Annotated in this window: 20 protein-coding genes; 10 read left to right on the top strand and 10 right to left on the bottom strand. The window is 58.2% G+C overall.

The features are described from left to right. Positions 1-92: 92 nt before the first annotated feature. Complete coding sequence (locus tag ACLV8F_RS03655) at positions 93-908, top strand: alpha/beta fold hydrolase (RefSeq protein ID WP_411882886.1); 816 nt, start codon at positions 93-95, stop codon at positions 906-908. 27 nt (positions 909-935) lie between these two features. On the opposite strand, the gene ACLV8F_RS03650 is transcribed toward ACLV8F_RS03655, so the two are convergent. From ACLV8F_RS03650 to ACLV8F_RS03635, 4 genes are all read right to left on the bottom strand, one after another. Next, complete coding sequence (locus ACLV8F_RS03650; protein ID WP_411882885.1) at positions 936-1,163, bottom strand: hypothetical protein; 228 nt, start codon at positions 1,161-1,163, stop codon at positions 936-938. 375 nt (positions 1,164-1,538) lie between these two features. After that, positions 1,539-1,814, bottom strand: coding sequence for a hypothetical protein (locus ACLV8F_RS03645; RefSeq protein ID WP_411882884.1), 276 nt, complete (start codon positions 1,812-1,814; stop codon positions 1,539-1,541). Between the two features lie 160 nt (positions 1,815-1,974). Then, positions 1,975-2,385 (bottom strand): VOC family protein, encoded by a 411-nt coding sequence (locus ACLV8F_RS03640; RefSeq protein WP_411882883.1) that lies wholly within the window; start codon positions 2,383-2,385, stop codon positions 1,975-1,977. 105 nt (positions 2,386-2,490) lie between these two features. After that, positions 2,491-3,282 carry a hypothetical protein gene (locus tag ACLV8F_RS03635; RefSeq protein ID WP_411882882.1) on the bottom strand — a complete coding sequence of 264 codons (792 nt, stop codon included), beginning with the start codon at positions 3,280-3,282 and terminating at the stop codon, positions 2,491-2,493. 204 nt (positions 3,283-3,486) lie between these two features. Here ACLV8F_RS03635 and ACLV8F_RS03630 point away from each other — a divergent pair, with 204 nt between their 5' ends. The 5 genes from ACLV8F_RS03630 (at position 3,487) to ACLV8F_RS03610 (ending at position 7,967) form a co-directional block, all read left to right on the top strand. Continuing rightward, positions 3,487-3,954 (top strand): very short patch repair endonuclease, encoded by a 468-nt coding sequence (locus ACLV8F_RS03630; protein WP_411882881.1) that lies wholly within the window; start codon positions 3,487-3,489, stop codon positions 3,952-3,954. A 9-nt stretch (positions 3,955-3,963) separates the two neighbouring features. Continuing rightward, complete coding sequence (locus ACLV8F_RS03625; RefSeq protein WP_411882880.1) at positions 3,964-5,010, top strand: DNA cytosine methyltransferase; 1,047 nt, start codon at positions 3,964-3,966, stop codon at positions 5,008-5,010. 2 nt (positions 5,011-5,012) lie between these two features. After that, positions 5,013-5,882: an FRG domain-containing protein gene (locus ACLV8F_RS03620; protein WP_411882879.1), complete on the top strand. Its 870-nt coding sequence runs from the start codon at positions 5,013-5,015 to the stop codon at positions 5,880-5,882. A gap of 2 nt (positions 5,883-5,884) precedes the next feature. Further along, positions 5,885-6,991: a DUF262 domain-containing protein gene (locus tag ACLV8F_RS03615; RefSeq protein ID WP_411882878.1), complete on the top strand. Its 1,107-nt coding sequence runs from the start codon at positions 5,885-5,887 to the stop codon at positions 6,989-6,991. 127 nt (positions 6,992-7,118) lie between these two features. Then, positions 7,119-7,967 (top strand): HNH endonuclease, encoded by an 849-nt coding sequence (locus tag ACLV8F_RS03610; RefSeq protein WP_411882877.1) that lies wholly within the window; start codon positions 7,119-7,121, stop codon positions 7,965-7,967. On the opposite strand, the gene ACLV8F_RS03605 is transcribed toward ACLV8F_RS03610, so the two are convergent. The 6 genes from ACLV8F_RS03605 to dnaA all read right to left on the bottom strand — a co-directional run bounded on the left by ACLV8F_RS03605 (position 7,959) and on the right by dnaA (position 14,628). Further along, the gene (locus ACLV8F_RS03605; protein WP_411882876.1) at positions 7,959-8,588 is read right to left on the bottom strand and encodes a PolC-type DNA polymerase III; all 630 of its coding nucleotides are present in this window, start codon (positions 8,586-8,588) and stop codon (positions 7,959-7,961) included. The genes ACLV8F_RS03610 and ACLV8F_RS03605 overlap by 9 nt on opposite strands. Then, on the bottom strand, positions 8,585-8,725 hold the full coding sequence (locus ACLV8F_RS03600) for a hypothetical protein (protein ID WP_411882875.1): 141 nt from the start codon (positions 8,723-8,725) through the stop codon (positions 8,585-8,587). Before ACLV8F_RS03600 ends, ACLV8F_RS03605 begins: the two co-directional genes overlap by 4 nt. 34 nt (positions 8,726-8,759) lie before the next feature. Further along, entirely contained in the window at positions 8,760-9,026 is a 267-nt protein-coding gene (locus ACLV8F_RS03595; RefSeq protein ID WP_411882874.1) for a DUF3297 family protein, read from the bottom strand. A 20-nt stretch (positions 9,027-9,046) separates the two neighbouring features. Beyond that, complete coding sequence (gyrB, locus tag ACLV8F_RS03590) at positions 9,047-11,671, bottom strand: DNA topoisomerase (ATP-hydrolyzing) subunit B (protein ID WP_411882873.1); 2,625 nt, start codon at positions 11,669-11,671, stop codon at positions 9,047-9,049. A 147-nt stretch (positions 11,672-11,818) separates the two neighbouring features. Further along, the gene (gene dnaN, locus ACLV8F_RS03585) at positions 11,819-12,925 is read right to left on the bottom strand and encodes a DNA polymerase III subunit beta (RefSeq protein ID WP_411880204.1); all 1,107 of its coding nucleotides are present in this window, start codon (positions 12,923-12,925) and stop codon (positions 11,819-11,821) included. A 308-nt stretch (positions 12,926-13,233) separates the two neighbouring features. Beyond that, entirely contained in the window at positions 13,234-14,628 is a 1,395-nt protein-coding gene (gene dnaA / locus ACLV8F_RS03580; RefSeq protein WP_411882872.1) for a chromosomal replication initiator protein DnaA, read from the bottom strand. 418 nt (positions 14,629-15,046) lie between these two features. Between dnaA and rpmH the strand changes: the two genes are divergently transcribed. Genes rpmH through yidC form a run of 4 tightly spaced genes read left to right on the top strand, consistent with a single transcriptional unit; the run spans position 15,047 to position 17,698 of the window. Continuing rightward, a complete protein-coding gene (gene rpmH, locus ACLV8F_RS03575) occupies positions 15,047-15,181 on the top strand; it encodes a 50S ribosomal protein L34 (protein WP_007862708.1) in 135 nt (44 codons plus the stop codon). A gap of 53 nt (positions 15,182-15,234) precedes the next feature. Next, positions 15,235-15,654 carry a ribonuclease P protein component gene (locus ACLV8F_RS03570; protein ID WP_411882871.1) on the top strand — a complete coding sequence of 140 codons (420 nt, stop codon included), beginning with the start codon at positions 15,235-15,237 and terminating at the stop codon, positions 15,652-15,654. Next, positions 15,651-15,989, top strand: coding sequence for a membrane protein insertion efficiency factor YidD (gene yidD, locus ACLV8F_RS03565; protein ID WP_411882870.1), 339 nt, complete (start codon positions 15,651-15,653; stop codon positions 15,987-15,989). Before ACLV8F_RS03570 ends, yidD begins: the two co-directional genes overlap by 4 nt. Beyond that, positions 15,986-17,698, top strand: a complete 1,713-nt coding sequence (gene yidC / locus ACLV8F_RS03560) for a membrane protein insertase YidC (protein ID WP_411882869.1) — start codon at positions 15,986-15,988, stop codon at positions 17,696-17,698. The genes yidD and yidC overlap by 4 nt, the downstream gene beginning before the upstream one ends. Positions 17,699-17,742 lie beyond the last annotated feature (44 nt).

The following is a 17,742-nucleotide window of genomic DNA, read 5'->3' as shown; positions in this document are numbered from 1 at the left end:
ACCCTGCGCGCAAACCCGGCTGGCGGGCCGCCCCGCCGCAGGTATATTGGGGCGGGCATTCCCGCCCTGCCAGAACTGCCAGAAAGCCTTCCATGCGTCTCAGAGCTTTTTTACGCGTCCTCACCACCGGCCTGCTGCTGGCCTCGGCCCTGGCCGGCGCGTCCATCGCCCAGGCCCAACCCAAAATCGGCGTGCTCATGCTGCACGGCAAAAACCCCGGCAGCAACAACGACCCCAACATGAGCCGCCTCAAGCCCGTGCTCGAAGGCGCCGGCATGCTGGTTCTGTACCCCGACATGCCCTGGTCGCGCGGCCGCTACCTCGACGGCAACTGGGACAAGGCCATGGCCGAAATGGCCGTGCACGTGCAGACCCTGCGCAGCCAGGGCGCCACCACCATCGTGCTGGCCGGCCACAGCATGGGCGTGCCCGCCGCCATGGGCTTTGCCGCGCGCGGCGGCGACGTGCAGGCCCTGGTGCTGCTGGCGCCCGGCCATGTGCCCGCGCGCTACTACACCTCCCAGCAAAACACGGCAGTGCGCGAAAGCGTCGACGAAGCCCGCAAGCTCGTCGCTGCCGGCAAGGGCGATTCGCGTGAACGTTTTTCCGACATCAACCAGGGCAAGCAGCAGCCCGTCGTCGCCACCGCCAAAGACTATTTGAGCTACTTCGACCCCGCGTCCGACGCCGACATGGGCGTCAGCGCGCCCCGCATCCCGGCCGGCACACCCGTGCTCACCGTCGTCGGCGACGCCGACAACATCAGCGGCTATGCCCGCGCCTACTTCGTCGACAAGCTGCCCGCCAACCCCAAAAGCCAGTACCTCGAAGTCAAGGCTACCCACCTGACAACCCCCGTGGTGGCCAGCGAGGCCGTCGTGCAGTGGATCAAGGCCGCCGTTAACTAGGGAGCGGGGACGGCCCGCGGGCGCGGCTCAAGCCTGCTCGGGCTTGCCCTCAAGGGATTTGTCCTTGGGGCTGCTGCCCACGGCCGCATGGTTCAGCGACAGGCTCACGCTGGCCCGCTTCTGCACCTTCTGCGCCGTGTCCACCGCATCCGGGTCCGGCGCCACACCCCAGGCCATGGCCGTGGTCAGCACCACCAGCGAGGGAATGGCGCGCAGATAACGCGGGCGAAACAAAAAGTCGGCAATCTTCTTCATGGTTTACCTCGGCGATGACAACGTCAACAAACAACCAGCGTTGATGCTGCACCGCGAAGCTTGGAACCATGCGTCTGCCGCGTTGCGCTATGTATCAAATTGCGCCAACGCCCAGCCGGCGCGGCCCGGCGGACCGCGTCTTTACTTTGAATCCACCGGTCGGCTGAGGCCGAAGCCACTTCTTCCATCACCCGTTCGGGCTGAGCCTGTCGAAGCCGCTCAACCACCTGAACCGTTCGGGCTGAAGTATCGAAGCCAGTTCCCGCACCACCCCGTTCTGGCTGAGCCACCCCGTTCGGGCTGAGCTTGTCGAAGCCTTGCGCCTCACAAACCCTTCGACAGGCTCAGGGCGAACGGGGAATCAGCCTGGCCCGTTCAATGCCCGCCATTCCCCCCACTGCCCCGGCGCGACTGCAGCTGGTTACTCCCACCCACATGCGACTCCCGATCGTTGCGGCTATTCGCCGTGCGCTGGCCCTCATTGCGCTGCGTGGGCTTTTGTTCGCCCACCTGGTTGACGTCGTTCTCCACCTTGCCGCCGTGGCCCGAGGCCTTGCGGTTGTTGCTGGTGTCGTCCTGCTGGCCGGCGTCGGCGGCAGGGGTGGTCGGTTTGCGTGCCTTGTTGTCGCTGCTGGATTTGTTGCTGGGCATAAAAGTCTCCTGGTCAGGGGGTTGAAACATGGGTGAAGCTGTCGGCCAGGCCGCTTGCGCAACCAGCCACCCCACCCGCATATTCACCATTCTGGAAACCCTGAAAGCCCGCCCATGTCGGACAGCACCCTGTACCCCCGCACGACAAGGCGAAGGCGCCTCAGCCCGCCGAGGTGTCCGAGAACTGCGCCTCGATCTTGTGCCCATCCAGGTCCCGCACATAACAACCGTAATACTCAGGCCCATACAGGGGCCGCGGGCCCGGAGCGCCATCCCCCGTGCCGCCCATCTCCAGCGCCTTGGCATAAAACGCATCGACCTGCGCCTTCGACGCAGCCAAAAAGCCAAAGTGCGAGCCATTGCCCACAGCGGCCTTGCCCCCGTCATGCGGCACGCCCACCCAGAACTCCGGAAACTCCCGCCCAAAGGCCACGGCACCCGGGTGCTCCATCATCACCTTGACCTCCAGTGTGCCCAGCACGGCGGTGTAGAAGGCTTTGGCGCGCTCGAAGTCGTTGGTGCCGACGGAGACGTGGGAGATGATGCTGGGGGGGAGACTAGAGACCGTCATGATTTCTCCTAAGTAATTACTATGGGGTGTAAAACCTGTCAGGCTACCCGCATCGTCAATATCAAGCCAAAACTGTCCGTCAGCCCTGCGAACGAAGCGGGAAATTCATTTTTGTAATGGCTTTCTTTTATGGAGTCGGACCAGATCATTTAAAAGATAGTTGACACGCCGCTCATTAGCCCAAGCGGCGGTGGACTTATTCATCCGCCAAAATAGAAATCCGTCGGTTAAGGCGGTTGCACCAACTTTTAGCGATATCCATGCGACACAGAGAAATACGCCGAGCCCAAACAAAAAAGACATCAATGTGGCGAAGTCACTGCTGGTCAATATTTCAACAAAAGAATCCATGGAGTCCGGGCGAGTTGCGGCAAGGGTAACGCCAATAGACGCCACAACTAATGCAAGTTGTATCAGCTTCTCCCGAGTCTTTGCATCGAGCAGAAAATCTCGAAATTCCGAGGCGAAACCGATCTGGGCGCCCACAACCGTAGTTCTTTCTAGCTGTTGCAATTCTCGAATACGAAACGCCGTGTCAGCGAACTCACAATAACGACAACCAAATAATTTGGATAGCTGATGCCGGCGAGATGCATCCAAACTCTTAAAGCTGGAGTTGTCTAAGGTGTTGAGTCGATCAAATAAGCGTTGCCGTTTGCGCTCTCGGAAGTGCTTAAGACCAAACATCAACAGCACGTCGCCAGTCATTGCAAGTGTGATGTACCAACTTATCGGATCTGCAGATTTCGCACCTAAAACATACGCAAGATTACCCGAGAGAAACGACAGCCATCCAAGAATAAGAAACCACATCGCGCCCGAATATGCCGGTGGATTATTTTGAGAACCTTCGAAAAAACGAAAGTACTCAAGTGCTGTTTTCCTAAGCTCATCCATTTTAAAAATCTCTGATTAATGCGAGTATTCGAAAAATATCAGATCAACCGCCGAATATTATTCAAGGGCAGATATTAAAGGTGAACTCATGGTCCTCCTAGATCAAATTAAGCACGGCCCCTCCGATCGACCATTAACCATACTCAAGTCGATTGCCTTTGCTAACCTGCATTCTTGATGCACTAACGCATTACCGATTCGCCTATGGTTGACTCCGTGACCAAGGTTCGCCGCTCAGAGATCATGCGGCTGATACCTGTCAAAAATACCAAACCCGAACGCTTGGTCAAATCCGCAGTTTGGGGCGCAGGATTTCGTTATGGTCGTAGCGCCAAACGCAAACTGCCCGGATCACCAGACCTAGTATTCCCTAGCCTCCGGGCGGTCATTTTTGTGCACGGTTGCTTCTGGCACGGTCACACCTGCCACCTGGCACGGACGCCCAAAAGCAATGTAGAGTTTTGGACAAACAAGATTGATTCGAACAAAAAGCGAGACCTCCGCGTGATAAAGGCGCTACGGTCGGACAACTGGCTTGTCATTACTGTGTGGGAATGCTCGCTAGAGACTAGTATTAGGAGAGCAATCTCCGTGCTTCGGAAAAGGCGCGAATTGACCCGTGGACACAGCTTAAAGCCTCGCTCAGGTACTATTCGCACCAGAACTAGATGAGGAGCGGCAGTGTCAAAAGAAGAAAACCATCATCCAGCCGTCAATGGCCAACAATCCGCACAGAACGAAGCGCCGACAACTCAACGCTTGGACGTGGTGTCGTTCTTCGCTGGATGTGGTGGGCTCGACCTTGGTTTTAAGGGTGATTTTTCCTATAAAGACACTAGTTATCCAGCACTTCCGTTCAACATTCGCGCGGCATACGAACTCGACAAGCACTGCAAGACGACGTACGAAAAAAACCTCAGTAGTCCATTTCATCTGTGCGACCTTAAATCTGCAGACGTCGGTCAGATGCCGGCCGCAGATATCTTAATAGGCGGGTTCCCATGCCAGGAGTTTTCCATCTGTGGACCCAAAGGAGGATTCACGAGCAAGAGGGGCGGACTCTACAAAGCAATGTCACGCTATGCGAAGAAATGGCAACCCGCATTGGTAATAGCGGAAAATGTTTCGCACCTTCCACGATTGAACGGTGGGCTCGACTTAGCAGCGATTAAGCGCTCTTTCAAAAATGCTGGGTACCGATGTGCGCTGTGGAAGTTATTTGCTCCAGACTATGGAATTCCCCAGGCCAGAGACCGCGTCATTTTGATATTTGTTCGCAATGACTTGACCGTCGATCCAATGCCCCCACCAAAGCTGTTTAAAGATAGCCACCGCTCGGTCAAGTGGGCTATTCAGGACTTGCAAAAAATTAAGGATGAAACAGTTCCTAACCAGAGCCAGTATTTCAAGGCGAATCTCGCCAAAAACGGCCATGGACAGGGTGACGAGCGGAGTCCAGCAAATGCGCCGGGGTACACCGTTCGAGCAAATGCCAAATCCAGAATTCAGTTTCACTATTCTCTGAAGCGCCGCCTCACTGTACGTGAGTGCGCAAGACTACAGACATTCCCAGATTCTTTTGCGTTTCCCCACGCAGCAACTGAAAACATTAAACAAATCGGAAATGCCGTCCCACCTCTACTTGGTTATGTTGTCGCAGCGGCAATAGCTAGATATGTCTCGCTGCCAGAAGTGCGGCAGAAACTTCAAAAACGAGACGGAGGCTGACTATGGCGACCAAATTAAAGGTGATCACGATAAAGACTCTGGCAGCCTTTGCTAGCCAGGTCGAGGATCTTTTAAATAATGCCACGGAAAAAAGTTCCGAGAACCCTTTCGAAGGTCACTGGTATCGCGGCGTTGGCAATGCCACATATTCACTGACCCCAAGTTTATTTAGGCATCCAACGTTCACGGCTGTCGAAGACTTTATTAAGCTCGAAGCAAAAATGCTGGAAGACTTTCAACGGCATAAAGTCCTCCACACCGAGGATATGTCGGGAAGTTCTCAAGAACAGGACTTGCGGACGCTGTTCTACATGCAGCACTACGGCATTCCTACTCGACTACTTGACTGGACAACCAATCCGTTCATCGCGCTCTATTTCGCTCTGAGTACCGCCGCTACAAACAACCTTGGCCAGGCAGTTGAAGATGCGGCCGTTTGGGTCCTGAACCCCGTTGGTTGGAACAAGGTCTCACTCTCACAAATTTCACACGGCAATTCTGGGCCCTTGAGATATTCGGATGCCGTCGAAAATTATGCGCCTCGAAAGCTTTACGCCGGTAGCCTTGAGCCGACGGCGATAAAAACACTTTATGACCTTCCCGCTTGCATATTGGGAATATCCAACAACGCCAGGATGTTCGCGCAAAGAGGTGTATTTACTGTTTTTGGTCGGTCGCTACACCCGATGGAAAAACAATTCGGTACCGGTTCATTTGCCCAAGAAAGTTTGACAAAACTTGTTTTCCCAAAAACAGTAATTGGACCGCTACTCAACTTACTACTTCGATTGGGCTACACGGATTCGGTTTCGTATCCAGATCTTCATGGGCTCTCCATGGAGATCAAGCGCGCTCGCGGCTTTAAGGTTTAACCATGCTAAAAGTTACTTCTCACGAAGCCAAGAATCTCAGGTGGTGGTACGAACAACACTTGCTGAAAAGACTAAATATGGACCCGGCTTATCAACGCCGCTCGGAAATATGGAGCAAGTGGAAGCGCTCCCACCTCATTGATTCAATCATCAATGATTTCGATGTGCCAAAGTTTTATGTCGCCAACTTTAAAACCGCGATCTCTCAGCAACTGAATGAGGATAACGACACCTATGCAATCATTGATGGAAAACAACGCTTCGGAGCACTGTTTTCCTTTCTAAGCGACGAAGTGCCGTTAAATCCATCGTGCGTTTTAGATGACGACCCTTCCATCAAGCTTGGAAAACTGAAATACAGCGATCTTCGGGCGCTCTACCCTACGCTGGCGCGCAAGATTGATGAGTTCGTTCCGACAGTAATGAACGTTGTGACCGACAACGAGCACAAGATCGAAGAATTATTTGTTCGCCTAAACATGGGCGAGGCGGCCACCGGGGCAGAACGACGAAATGCAATGGGTGGGCCGGTTCCCATAATGGCGCGCGAACTAGCGCAACACCCATTCTTTTTAAATAAGATCAAGTTCAGCACCAAGCGGATGCAAGAACATAACCTGGTCGTAAAGCTGCTTCTCTTTGAGTTCAAGGATGGATTTGTCGATACCAAGGCAAAAAATTTAGACGACTTTGCCAAAGGCGCAATTGACTGGATGCACGAACGTGAGTCCTCGGAAAATGAGCCGTTGGTTGGCCCATACTCAGAAGCGCGAGATCGAGTCCACCACACTTTAGAAGCCCTAACCACAGAGTTCAATGAACAGGATCCCTTGTTGTCTAAACAGGGTGAAATTCCAATTTACTATTGGATTGCTCGACAGCATCCAGCATGGACGAACGAACTCCGTGATTTCATACTGCATTTTTCAGACGAACTCCTGAAAAACCTTCGCGCCCAGCGAGTAGATCCGAATGCCGGTGACCCAGAGTTGAACTCGTACTACACGATGAGTCGTACGACAAACGATCAGGGAAGCTTGGACGGTCGATACAAGATCTTCTATAAAAGATTTTCTGACTTCCGAAAGCCTGTGGGCAAACGCAAGTAATCCTATTGCCACACGTAGATATTCGTAGTCTGGATCGCATTCTGCTCAACGAACTCCCGACTCAGTTCAGCTTCCATTTGCAATGATTGCCACGGAGTCGACTTAAACAGCGCCAAAGGTAGACGATATGCAGCCATTTGCAGTGGGCAAAGAGTACGCTCGTCAGCGATTGCTTGATTTCGTTGGTAGCCGTCAAGCACAGTCAGGCGTGCTTTGGGGCGCTAAAGAGCCCGGATGCATCATTTGCACGTCAGGTGGAAAGCATGGCAAAAACGCGGGCTATTCCGATGAAGCCTTACCCGACGGAAGCTGGTGGTACTTTGGCCAGGGCATGAATGGTGACCAGCAGCTGACGAATTCGGCCAACTCCAAGTTGGCCTCGCGGCAGCTGTCTGTCTTGCTGTTTACCACTCGTGAGCCGACCTCCAAGGAGGTTGCAGCACAAGGCGGATACGGAAAGCTGTTTGGATATCGTGGCCTTTTCAACGTCGCGGATCACCAACCCTATATCCCTGCGACTGGAATAAGGGCCGGTAACCACCTTATTCGTTTCCGTCTGGTGCCTGCCGAGGAAGGCGAAGAAGCACAAGATAACGAGAACACCCTTCCGCAAGGGCTGGGCCCAAACGGACTGCAGGAGTGGTTAAGGGTGGCGACAAGTCAACCCGTACCTGTCGGGTTGGCCCTTGTTCAGTACTACCAGCGTTGCGCGCAGATCAGGCGCTATGCCAAACTGCGTGCGCATGGAATCTGTGAGGGTTGCGGAACACAGGCCCCATTTTTCAGCCAAGACGGGACGCCGTTTTTAGAGGTCCATCACCTAGTTCGACTTGCCGACGACGGGCCCGATACGCCAGAAAATGTTGCGGCCCTCTGCCCAAACTGCCATCGCCGCGTACACCACGGTTCAGACCGCCTCGAGTTCAATGCCGGAATAGTCAAGTCAATCTTGGCAAAAGAGGACGGCCTACGCTGAAGCTTGCTCGAGCCCTGCGTACTTAGACATCAGCGCCACCACCCCCGGCTTCGCACACCGCTGCAACGCCAGCAGCACCCCATGGTCAGGCCGCGCCACCCGGTGCCGGCTGCGCAGGTCGTCCTGGATCTGGCCTAGCAGCGAGGCGGCCATCTCCGCATCGGCCATGGCCCTGTGGGCGCGGCCGGCTTTGGGCAGGCGGTGGTAGTCGATCAGCACGCCTAACTTGTGGCTGGGGGCCTGGGGGTACAGCCTTCTGGCGACCAGCATGGTGCAGGCAAAGGCCTGGCTTGCCGCTTCCCCCGCCAGGCTGAGTTCGGCTTCCCAGAAACGGCGGTCAAAGGAGGCGTTGTGGGCCACCATGGGGGCGTTGCCGACGAAACGGCTGGCTTCCCGCATCACCGTGTCGGCCGCGGGCGCGGCGGCGACCATGGCATTGCTGATGCCGGTCAGGCTTTCAATAAAAGACGGGATGTAGCGGCCGGCGTTCATGAGGCTTTGGTACCGGTCTACGACCTGGCCGTGCTCGACCAGCACGATGGCGACTTCGGTGGCGCGGTCGCCCATGGCGGGTGACAGGCCCGTGGTTTCGAAGTCGATGACGGCGATGCGGCTGCTCATGGCTTGATGGTGTTGTTGCTGTTGTTCTTGTCGTTGTCGTTGTCGTTGTAGTCGTTCATGCAAAGAAAAACACCATGAAGTTCGCCTGCGTGATGAGGCTTCCCTTTCATGGTGTTGATCGTGGCCTGGTCAGTCATGCGTGCATGGGCCAGGCATTGGCGCGTGGCCTGTTTACTTGTAAAACGACTCGACCTTGCCTTTGAGCTTGATCATCAGCGGGTTGCCCTTGCGGTCGACCTTGTTGCCGACCGGCACCTTGATCCAGCCTTCGCTGATGCAGTACTCGGCGACGTCGAAGCGTTCCTTGTCGTTAAAACGTATGCCGACGTCGTGCTCGAAGATGGCGGCGACATGGTGCGGGCTGCGCACGTCGGTCGAGAGGTGGTCGGGCAGCGCTGGGCGCTCCTGGGTGGTGGTCGTGGTGGTTTGTTCGGTCATGGATCAGAAACTTGGGTCTATCAAACGTCGATGTTGGCGGCGCGCAGGGCGTTCTGTTCAATGAACTCCCGGCGCGGCTCGACTTCATCGCCCATCAGCATGGTGAAGACGCGGTCGGCTTCGATGGTGTCGTCGATCTGGACCTTGAGCAGGCGGCGCACGGTCGGGTCCATCGTCGTTTCCCACAGCTGGGCGGGGTTCATCTCGCCCAGGCCTTTGTAGCGCTGGCGGGCGGTGGCGTTCTCGGCCTGGGCTATGAGCCATGCCATGGCCTGGCGGAAGTCGCCGATCTTTTCTTCCTTCTGGCGCTCGCCTTCGCCGCGCATGACTTTGGCGCCTTCGCTGATCAGGCCGCGGAAGGTGGCGGCCGCTTCGGCGAGGGTGGCGTAGTCGGCGCCGTGCACAAAGTCTTGTGTCAGCACGCTGCTCTTGACGTTGCCGTGGTGGCGGCGGCTGATGCGCAGGATGGGCTTGTCGGTGCGGGTGTCGAACTCGCCGGCCACTTCAGCGGGGGCGCCGGTGGTGTTGAGTTCGCGCAGCTTGGCCTGCAGCGTGACGGCTGACACTTCAGCGTCGGCCACGGTGTCGAGGTTCAGGCTCACGCCGTCGGCAATCGCGCGCAGGGCTTCGGCGTCCATAAAGCCGCGCAGGCGGGCAATGACGGATTCGGCGAGCTGGTGTTTGCGCGCCAGCTCGGCCAGGGTGTCGCCGGTGAGGACGGATTTTTCGTCGGCGCTGGTTTGCACGCTGGCATCCTTCAGAGCGATGCGCAGCAGGAAGCCGTCCAGGGCGGCCGTGTCTTTGAGGTACTGCTCTTCCTTGCCGGCCTTGACCTTGTAGAGCGGCGGCTGGGCGATGTAGATGTGGCCGCGCTCGACGAGCTCGGGCATCTGGCGGTAGAAGAAGGTCAGCAGCAGCGTGCGGATGTGGGCGCCGTCAACGTCGGCGTCGGTCATGATGATGATGCGGTGGTAGCGCAGCTTGGCGACGTTGAAGTCGTCGGTGCCGGGCGTGCCGCCTATACCGCCGGCCTTGCCGATGCCGGTGCCCAGGGCCGTGATCAGGGTCAGGATTTCATTGCTGGTCAGCAGTTTTTCGTAGCGGGCTTTTTCGACGTTGAGGATCTTGCCGCGCAGGGGCAGGATGGCCTGGAATTTACGGTCGCGGCCCTGTTTGGCGGAGCCGCCGGCGGAGTCACCCTCGACCAGGTAGATCTCGCACATGGCGGGGTCTTTTTCCTGGCAGTCGGCAAGCTTGCCGGGCAGGCCCATGCCGTCGAGCACGCCTTTGCGGCGAGTCATGTCGCGGGCCTTGCGGGCGGCTTCGCGGGCGCGGGCGGCTTCAATGATCTTGCCGACGATGATCTTGGCGTCGTTGGGGCGTTCCTGCAGGTAGTCGTGCAGCAGGCGGCTGACGATGTCTTCGACCGGGCCGCGCACTTCACTGGAGACCAGCTTGTCCTTGGTCTGGCTGGAGAACTTGGGCTCGGGCACCTTGACGCTGAGCACGCAGCACAGGCCTTCGCGCATGTCGTCGCCGGTGACTTCAACCTTGGCTTTTTTGGCCAGCTCGCTGTCGTCGATGTATTTGTTGATGACGCGGGTCATGGCGGCGCGCAGGCCGGTCAGGTGGGTGCCGCCGTCGCGCTGGGGAATGTTGTTGGTGAAGCACAGCACCTGCTCGCTGTAGCCGCTGTTCCACTGCATGGCGACTTCGACGCCGATGTTGGTGCCCTGGTCGCTCTGGCGGTCGCCCATCGCCGCGAAAACGTTGGGGTGCAGCACCGTCTTGCCCTTGTTGATGAACTCGACAAAACCCTTGACGCCGCCGGCGCCGGCGAAGTCGTCTTCCTTGCCGGTGCGCTCGTCTTTCAGGCGAATGCGCACGCCGTTGTTCAGGAAGCTCAGTTCGCGCAGGCGCTTGCTGAGGATTTCGTAGTGGAAATCGTTGTTCTCTTTGAAGATTTCGGTGTCGGGCAGGAAGTGGACTTCAGTGCCGCGCTTGTCGGTGTCGTCCATGACCTTCATGGGCGAGACGTCGACGCCGTTGACCTGCTCGATGATGCGGTTCTGCACAAAGCCGCGCGAGAACTCCATCACGTGGACCTTGCCGTCGCGGCGGATGGTCAGGCGCAGCATCTTGCTGAGCGCGTTGACGCAGCTGACGCCCACGCCGTGCAGGCCGCCCGAGACCTTGTAGCTGTTCTGGTTGAACTTGCCGCCGGCGTGCAGCTCGGTCAGGGCGATTTCAGCGGCCGAGCGCTTGGGCTCGTGCTTGTCGTCCATCTTGATGCCGGTGGGGATGCCGCGGCCGTTGTCGGTGACGCTGACGGAGTTGTCGGTGTGGATGGTGACGACGATGTCGTCGCAGTGGCCGGCCAGCGCTTCGTCGATGGAGTTGTCGACGACTTCGAAAACCAGGTGGTGCAGGCCGGTGCCGTCGGAGGTGTCGCCGATGTACATGCCGGGCCGCTTGCGCACGGCTTCCAGGCCTTCCAGGATCTGGATGGAGCCTTCACCATAGGCTTCGGACGCGCCGGCCTGGTTGGTGTCGATCTTGGGCTGGAAATTGGAGCTTTCCTCGGTGGCTGCGCCTTCGGACACATGCACCTGTTCGGCTTCGTTGGCTTTGTTTTCTTCAGTCATATCCGGCTTCTTTTCCGATCTTTTTATCGATCTATCACGATCTGTTTCGCGAAATTTTTTCGAATCGCTTCGATTTCTTCAATCTCTTGAATGACCAAACCCGCGTTGGGCCGCGGGTCTGGTGGGTGTTGGCGTACGTCCTGTGCGCTAGATGCGCATCGGCATCACCACGTATTTGAAGGCCGCGTCGTCGGGGATGGTGAGCAGCGCGGAGCTGTTGGAATCGGCCAGCTCGATCTTCACCATGTCCTGGTCCATGTTGGCCAGCGCGTCGATCAGGTAGGTCACGTTGAAGCCGATTTCGATGGCGTCGCCGCTGTAGTCGATGTCGAGCTCGTCGACGGCTTCTTCCTGCTCGGCATTGTTGGAGGCCACGCGCAGGGTGCCGGGTTCGATGTTCAGGCGCACGCCCTTGAACTTCTCGCTGGTCAGGATGGCGGTGCGCTGCAGGCTGGCCAGCAGGGGCACGCGGCCCAGTGTGATGATGTTTTTGTGGTTCTTGGGGATCACGCGGTTGTAGTCGGGGAATTTGCCCTCGACCAGCTTGGTGACGAATTCCATGCCCTCAAAGCTGAACTTGGCCTGGTTGCCGGCGAACTGCATCTCGATGGCGCCCTCTTTGTCGCTGAGCAGGCGCTGCATCTCGAGCACGGTCTTGCGCGGCAGGATGACTTCCTGCTTGGGCACTTCGACGTCCAGCAGGGCCGAGGAGAAGGCCAGGCGGTGGCCGTCGGTGGCGACCAGGCTCAGCTGCTTGCCTTCGGCGACGAACAGGATGCCGTTGAGGTAGTAGCGGATGTCATGCACGGCCATCGCGAAGGAGACCTGGTTGAGCAGCTCCTTGAGGACTTTTTGCGGCACCGAGAAGCCGGGGCCGAAGTTGGCGGCTTCCTGGACCAGGGGGAAGTCTTCGGCCGGCAGGGTTTGCAGCGTGAAGCGGCTTTTGCCGCCCTTGAGGATCAGCTTGTTCTGCGAGGACTCGAGGGAGACGGTCTGGTCGCTGGGCATGGAACGCAGGATGTCGATGAGCTTGCGGGCGCCCACGGTGGTCGTGAAGTTGCCGGCGTCGCCGTCGAGTTCGGCCGTGGTGCGGATCTGGATTTCAAGATCGCTGGTGGTGAGCTGCACCTGTGCGCCGGTTTTGCGGATCAGGACGTTGGCCAGAATCGGCAAGGTGTGCCTGCGCTCCACGATGCCGGCGACCGATTGCAGAACCGACAAAACTTTATCCTGGGATGCTTTCAGAACGATCATGACTTCCTCTGTATATATCTTTAATTCTTTAATTCAAATTAGTAGTAGTAGATAAGGGCGGCGCAAATCTGTGGACAGTGCCATTTTCCCCTTTTTGATCAACCACTTGGCGTTTGTTTAACCATGTGTTCAGATGCCATGGAAACATGCTGCCGGATATGAACAACTTTCGATTGTCATCTGCTTCTGTGGATAAGCCATGGGTTGTTCAAAAGTTGTCCCCAAAGTTATTGCGAAGGCATTTACCCGGGGGATTTCGCCCAAAAAACTGAGCGCTAAAGGATTCATTTCACGCATGGGCAGTGCTTTCAGCCTTTCAGGGTCTGTTCCAGCACGTGCAATTGCTGGTTGAGTTCGGTCATCTGCTGGCGCTCCGCGGACATCTTGCGGACCGCGTGCAGCACCGTGGTGTGGTCGCGGCCGCCGAAGAGCTCGCCGATCTCAGGGAGGCTCTTCTGGGTCAGTTCCTTGGCCAGGTACATGGCAATCTGCCGCGGCCGGGCAATGCTGGCCGGCCGCTTCTTGGAATACATGTCGGCGACCTTGATCTTGTAATAGTCGGCGACGGTCTTCTGGATGTTCTCGACGCTGATCTGCCGGTTCTGTATGGACAGCAGGTCGCGCAGGGCCTCCCGGGCCAGCTGGATGGAGATTTCCTTGAGGTTGAAGCGGGAGTAGGCCAGGATCTTGCGCAGCGCGCCTTCAAGCTCGCGCACGTTGGAGCGCACGTTCTTGGCGACGAAGAAGGCGACTTCCTCGGGCATGGAGGCGCCTTCGGCCTCGGCCTTGCGGATCAGGATGGCGACGCGCATTTCAAGCTCGGGCGGCTCAATGGCGACCGTCAGGCCGGAATCAAAACGCGAGACCAGGCGCTCGTGGATGTCCGTCAGGCCCTTGGGATAGGTGTCGCTGGTCATCACGATGTGCGACTTTTTGGTCAACAAGGCCTCGAAAGCGTTGAAAAACTCTTCCTGGGTGCGGTCCTTGTTGGCGAAGAACTGGACGTCGTCGATCAGCAGCAAATCCAGGGAGTGGTAACGCTCCTTGAACTCGTCAAAAGTCTTGCGCTGGTAGGCTTTAACCACATCTGAAACAAATTGTTCAGCGTGGATGTAGAGAACTTTGGCGGCCGGGTTGTCGGCCAGCAGCTTGTTGCCGATGGCGTGCATTAAATGGGTCTTGCCCAGGCCGACGCCGCCGTAGATAAAAAGCGGGTTGTAAAGCTGGCCCAGGCTGCTGGAAACATGCAGCGCGGCGGCCCGGCCCATGCGGTTGGCCGTGCCTTCAATCAGGGTGTCGAAGGTCAGCGCGCTGTTGAGCCGGTTTTTGAACGGGGCGCCGGCGGCTTCTTCGGGAACGCCCAGGCCGGCGGGCTCGGGAATATTCGAGCCTTCGAAGGCCCGGACCATGGATGGCGATTTTACGGGCGCTTCGCGAGGAGCAAGCGCTAACTCAAGCGGTATGCTCTGGCCGGAAATCTTCTCGAGCAGGGCCGAAATACGGCCGGCGTACTGGGCGCGCACCCAGTCGAGCTTGAAGCGGTTGCCGACCAGAACGGTGACTTTGGAGAGGTCGGGCGCGACGTCAACCACCAGCGGACGGATCCAGGTGTTGAACTGCTGCTCGGGTAATTCCTGCGCCAGGTGGTCGACGCAGCTTTGCCACAAGTCCTGGCTCAGGTGTTGGACGGATGCCTCACTCATGCTGGTTTTTGCCGGGTTGCCGGCCTGGCAAAAGAGGCCAGGCGGCGTGTCGCTGCTTGTGGATATTGTTAATTTTGAGCACCGGCAATTGTAGTCCGGGCGGGGAGTTATCCACAAAATAATTGCTCCGGGTTTCACCTATTTTCGGGTCCGCCCGGGATGGTTCTCGCGCGGCCCTGGCGGCATTCCAGCGCCGCCCCCCGGCCCAGTCAGGCGCTTCTCAGCCTTTACCCCCAATGAAGGAGCTAACTTGTTGCCAGCGTTGGGAAATCTGCGATAATCATGGGTTTCCCTGATTCGCAGCGGGTTTCATACCCTGTTTGCACGGACTTGCAGAGATGGTTGTGTTGTACGGCCACCAAGATCATTCGAATCGCCAAGGGGAAGCTTCGTAGCTGACCGGCTAACAGGACTCATCATGAAACGCACATACCAACCTTCCAAAGTCAAACGCGCCCGTACGCACGGCTTCCTGACGCGCATGAAAACGCGCGGCGGCCGCGCAGTGATCGCCGCGCGTCGCGCCAAAGGCCGCAAACGCCTGGCTGTCTAAGCCTGTCGTTTTTGCTGGCCATCCGCAGTTTTCCGAACTGACGCCTGGCGCTCGTGCAGCGGCTTCAAACCCGTCCCCAGTTCCAGGCAGTCCTTGCCGGCGCCATTGTTGCAAAAACAACGCATTTCGCATTGCACCGCAATGCGCTGGACGCCAAGCCCGTGCAAGCCGAATCCGGCAGCCCTGTTGATTTCCCCGCGGCAAGGTCGCTGTTCCCCGTCCAGGACGTCTGGCTCGGGGCGATGGTTCCCAAACGCTGGGCCAAACGGGCTGTCACGCGCAATGCCATCAAACGCCAGATCTACACCGTGAGCGCTGATTATTCGCATCAGTACCCCCAGGCCGCTTATGTGGTCCGCTTGCGGCGTGATTTTTCGCGCAAAGAATTCATCAGCGCCACGTCCGAGCTGCTCAAGCAGGCCGTGCGCGCCGAAGTCCAGGCCCTGATGCAGGCGGGAGCCAAAGCGCCATGATTTCCGTGCGCCCTGTGCTGGCTGCCGTCGTCCGCTTGCCGCAAACGCTGTTGATCGGCCTGGTCAAAGGCTATCGCCTGTTGCTCAGCCCCTGGCTGGGCTCGGCCTGCCGCTTCGAGCCCACCTGTTCGGCCTATTCCCTTGAGGCGCTGCAGCAGCACGGCGCTGCCGTCGGCAGCTACCTCACGCTGTACCGCCTGGCCCGCTGCCAACCCTGGTGCGAAGGCGGGCACGATCCGGTGCCGCCGGCTTCACCTTCCGCGCGCCGCTTCCCTCTTTTCTCCCGCCTGGTCACGCCTGTGGCCCCTACCCCTTCTAAAAAGACGCCGTCATGAACGACATCCGCCGCACCATCTTGTGGGTGATATTTGGTTTCTCCATGGTCCTTTTGTGGGACCAGTGGCAGGTTTATAACGGCCACAAGGCGACCTTCTTCCCGTCCAGCACGCAGTCCGCCAAGGCGCCCGCAACGGCCGCTTCCGCGCCGGCAGCCGGCACTGCGGCATCCTCGGTGCCCGCACCCCAGTCCGCGAATGCGGCGCCCGGCACGCCCGGTGCGGTGCCCGCCGGCGCCCCGGCCCTCGCCGCGGCTGCCACCAAGGAGCGCGTGGTGGTGAACACCGACGTGCTTTCGCTGACCTTTGACAGCGAAGGTGGCACCCTGGTGCACTCGGCCTTCACCAAATACAAAGACCAGGTGCACAAGGAAGACGGCTTTGTGCTGCTCGACGAGAGCGCCAACCGCGTTTACGTGGCGCAGACCGGCCTGATCGGCAGCGGCAGCTTCCCCACGCACAAGACGCTGATGACGGTCGTTCCCGGCGAGCGTGCGCTGAAGGAAGGCCTCAATGAACTTGAAGTCAAGTTCGAGTCGGCCGACGTCGGCGGCGTGAAGCTGGTCAAGACCTATACGCTCAAGCGCGGCGCCTACGACATCGCGGTGCGCCACGACATCGTCAACACCGGCACGGCCGCCATTTCGCCGCAGCTGTACATGCAGCTGGTGCGCGACGGCAACAAGCCGCCCGGAGAGTCCTCCTTCTATTCGACCTTCACCGGCCCGGCGATTTACACCGAAGCCAAGAAGTACCAGAAGGTCGAGTTCAAGGACATCGAAAACAACAAGGTCGACGTCGAGAAGCAATCGAGCAACGGCTACGTTGCCATGGTGCAGCATTACTTTGCCGCTGCCTGGATCCTGGGCGACGGCGTCAAGCGCGACCTGTTCTTCCGCAAGGTCGACACCAACCTGTACGCCGTCGGCATGATCACGCCGCTGGACAGCATCGCGCCCGGCGCGACCAAGACCCTGGACTCGAAATTCTTTGTCGGCCCGCAGGAAGAAAAAACCCTGGAAGCGATTTCCCCCGGCCTGGAGCTGGTGAAGGACTACGGCTGGCTCACCATCCTGGCCAAGCCGCTGTACTGGCTGCTCGACAAGCTGCACGGCTTCATCCACAACTGGGGCTGGTCCATCGTGGCGCTGGTGTTGCTGCTGAAGATCGCGTTCTACTGGCTCAATGCCAAGGCCTACGCCAGCATGGCCAAGATGAAGGCCATCAACCCCAAGATCATGGAAATGCGTGAACGCCTGAAAGACAAGCCGCAGGAAATGCAGCAGGCGATGATGAGGATCTACAAGGAGGAAAAGGTCAACCCCATGGGCGGCTGCTTCCCCATCATGATCCAGATTCCGGTGTTCATCGCGTTGTACTGGGTGCTGCTGTCCAGCGTCGAGATGCGCAACGCGCCCTGGATTCTGTGGATCCATGATCTGTCGGCGCCGGACCCGTTCTTCATCCTGCCCATCGTGATGACCTTGACCACCATGCTGCAGACGGCGCTCAACCCCGCGCCGCCGGACCCGATGCAGGCCAAGCTGATGTGGTTCATGCCGCTGATCTTCAGCGTGATGTTCTTCTTCTTCCCGGCCGGCCTGGTGCTGTACTGGATCACCAACAACATCCTGTCCATCACCCAGCAGTGGGTCATCAACACCCGCATGGGCGTGCCGCCGCAGTTCAACCTGCCGAAATTCAAATAAGGCGGACACTGGATAAAAAAATGGGGCCGCTTCGCGGCCCTTTT

This window comes from Polaromonas sp. YR568, assembly GCF_943369675.1.
GTDB lineage: Bacteria > Pseudomonadota > Gammaproteobacteria > Burkholderiales > Burkholderiaceae_C > Polaromonas.
The sequence above is the reverse complement of the archived record's forward strand: the minus strand, read 5'-3'. Positions and strand labels throughout refer to the sequence as shown.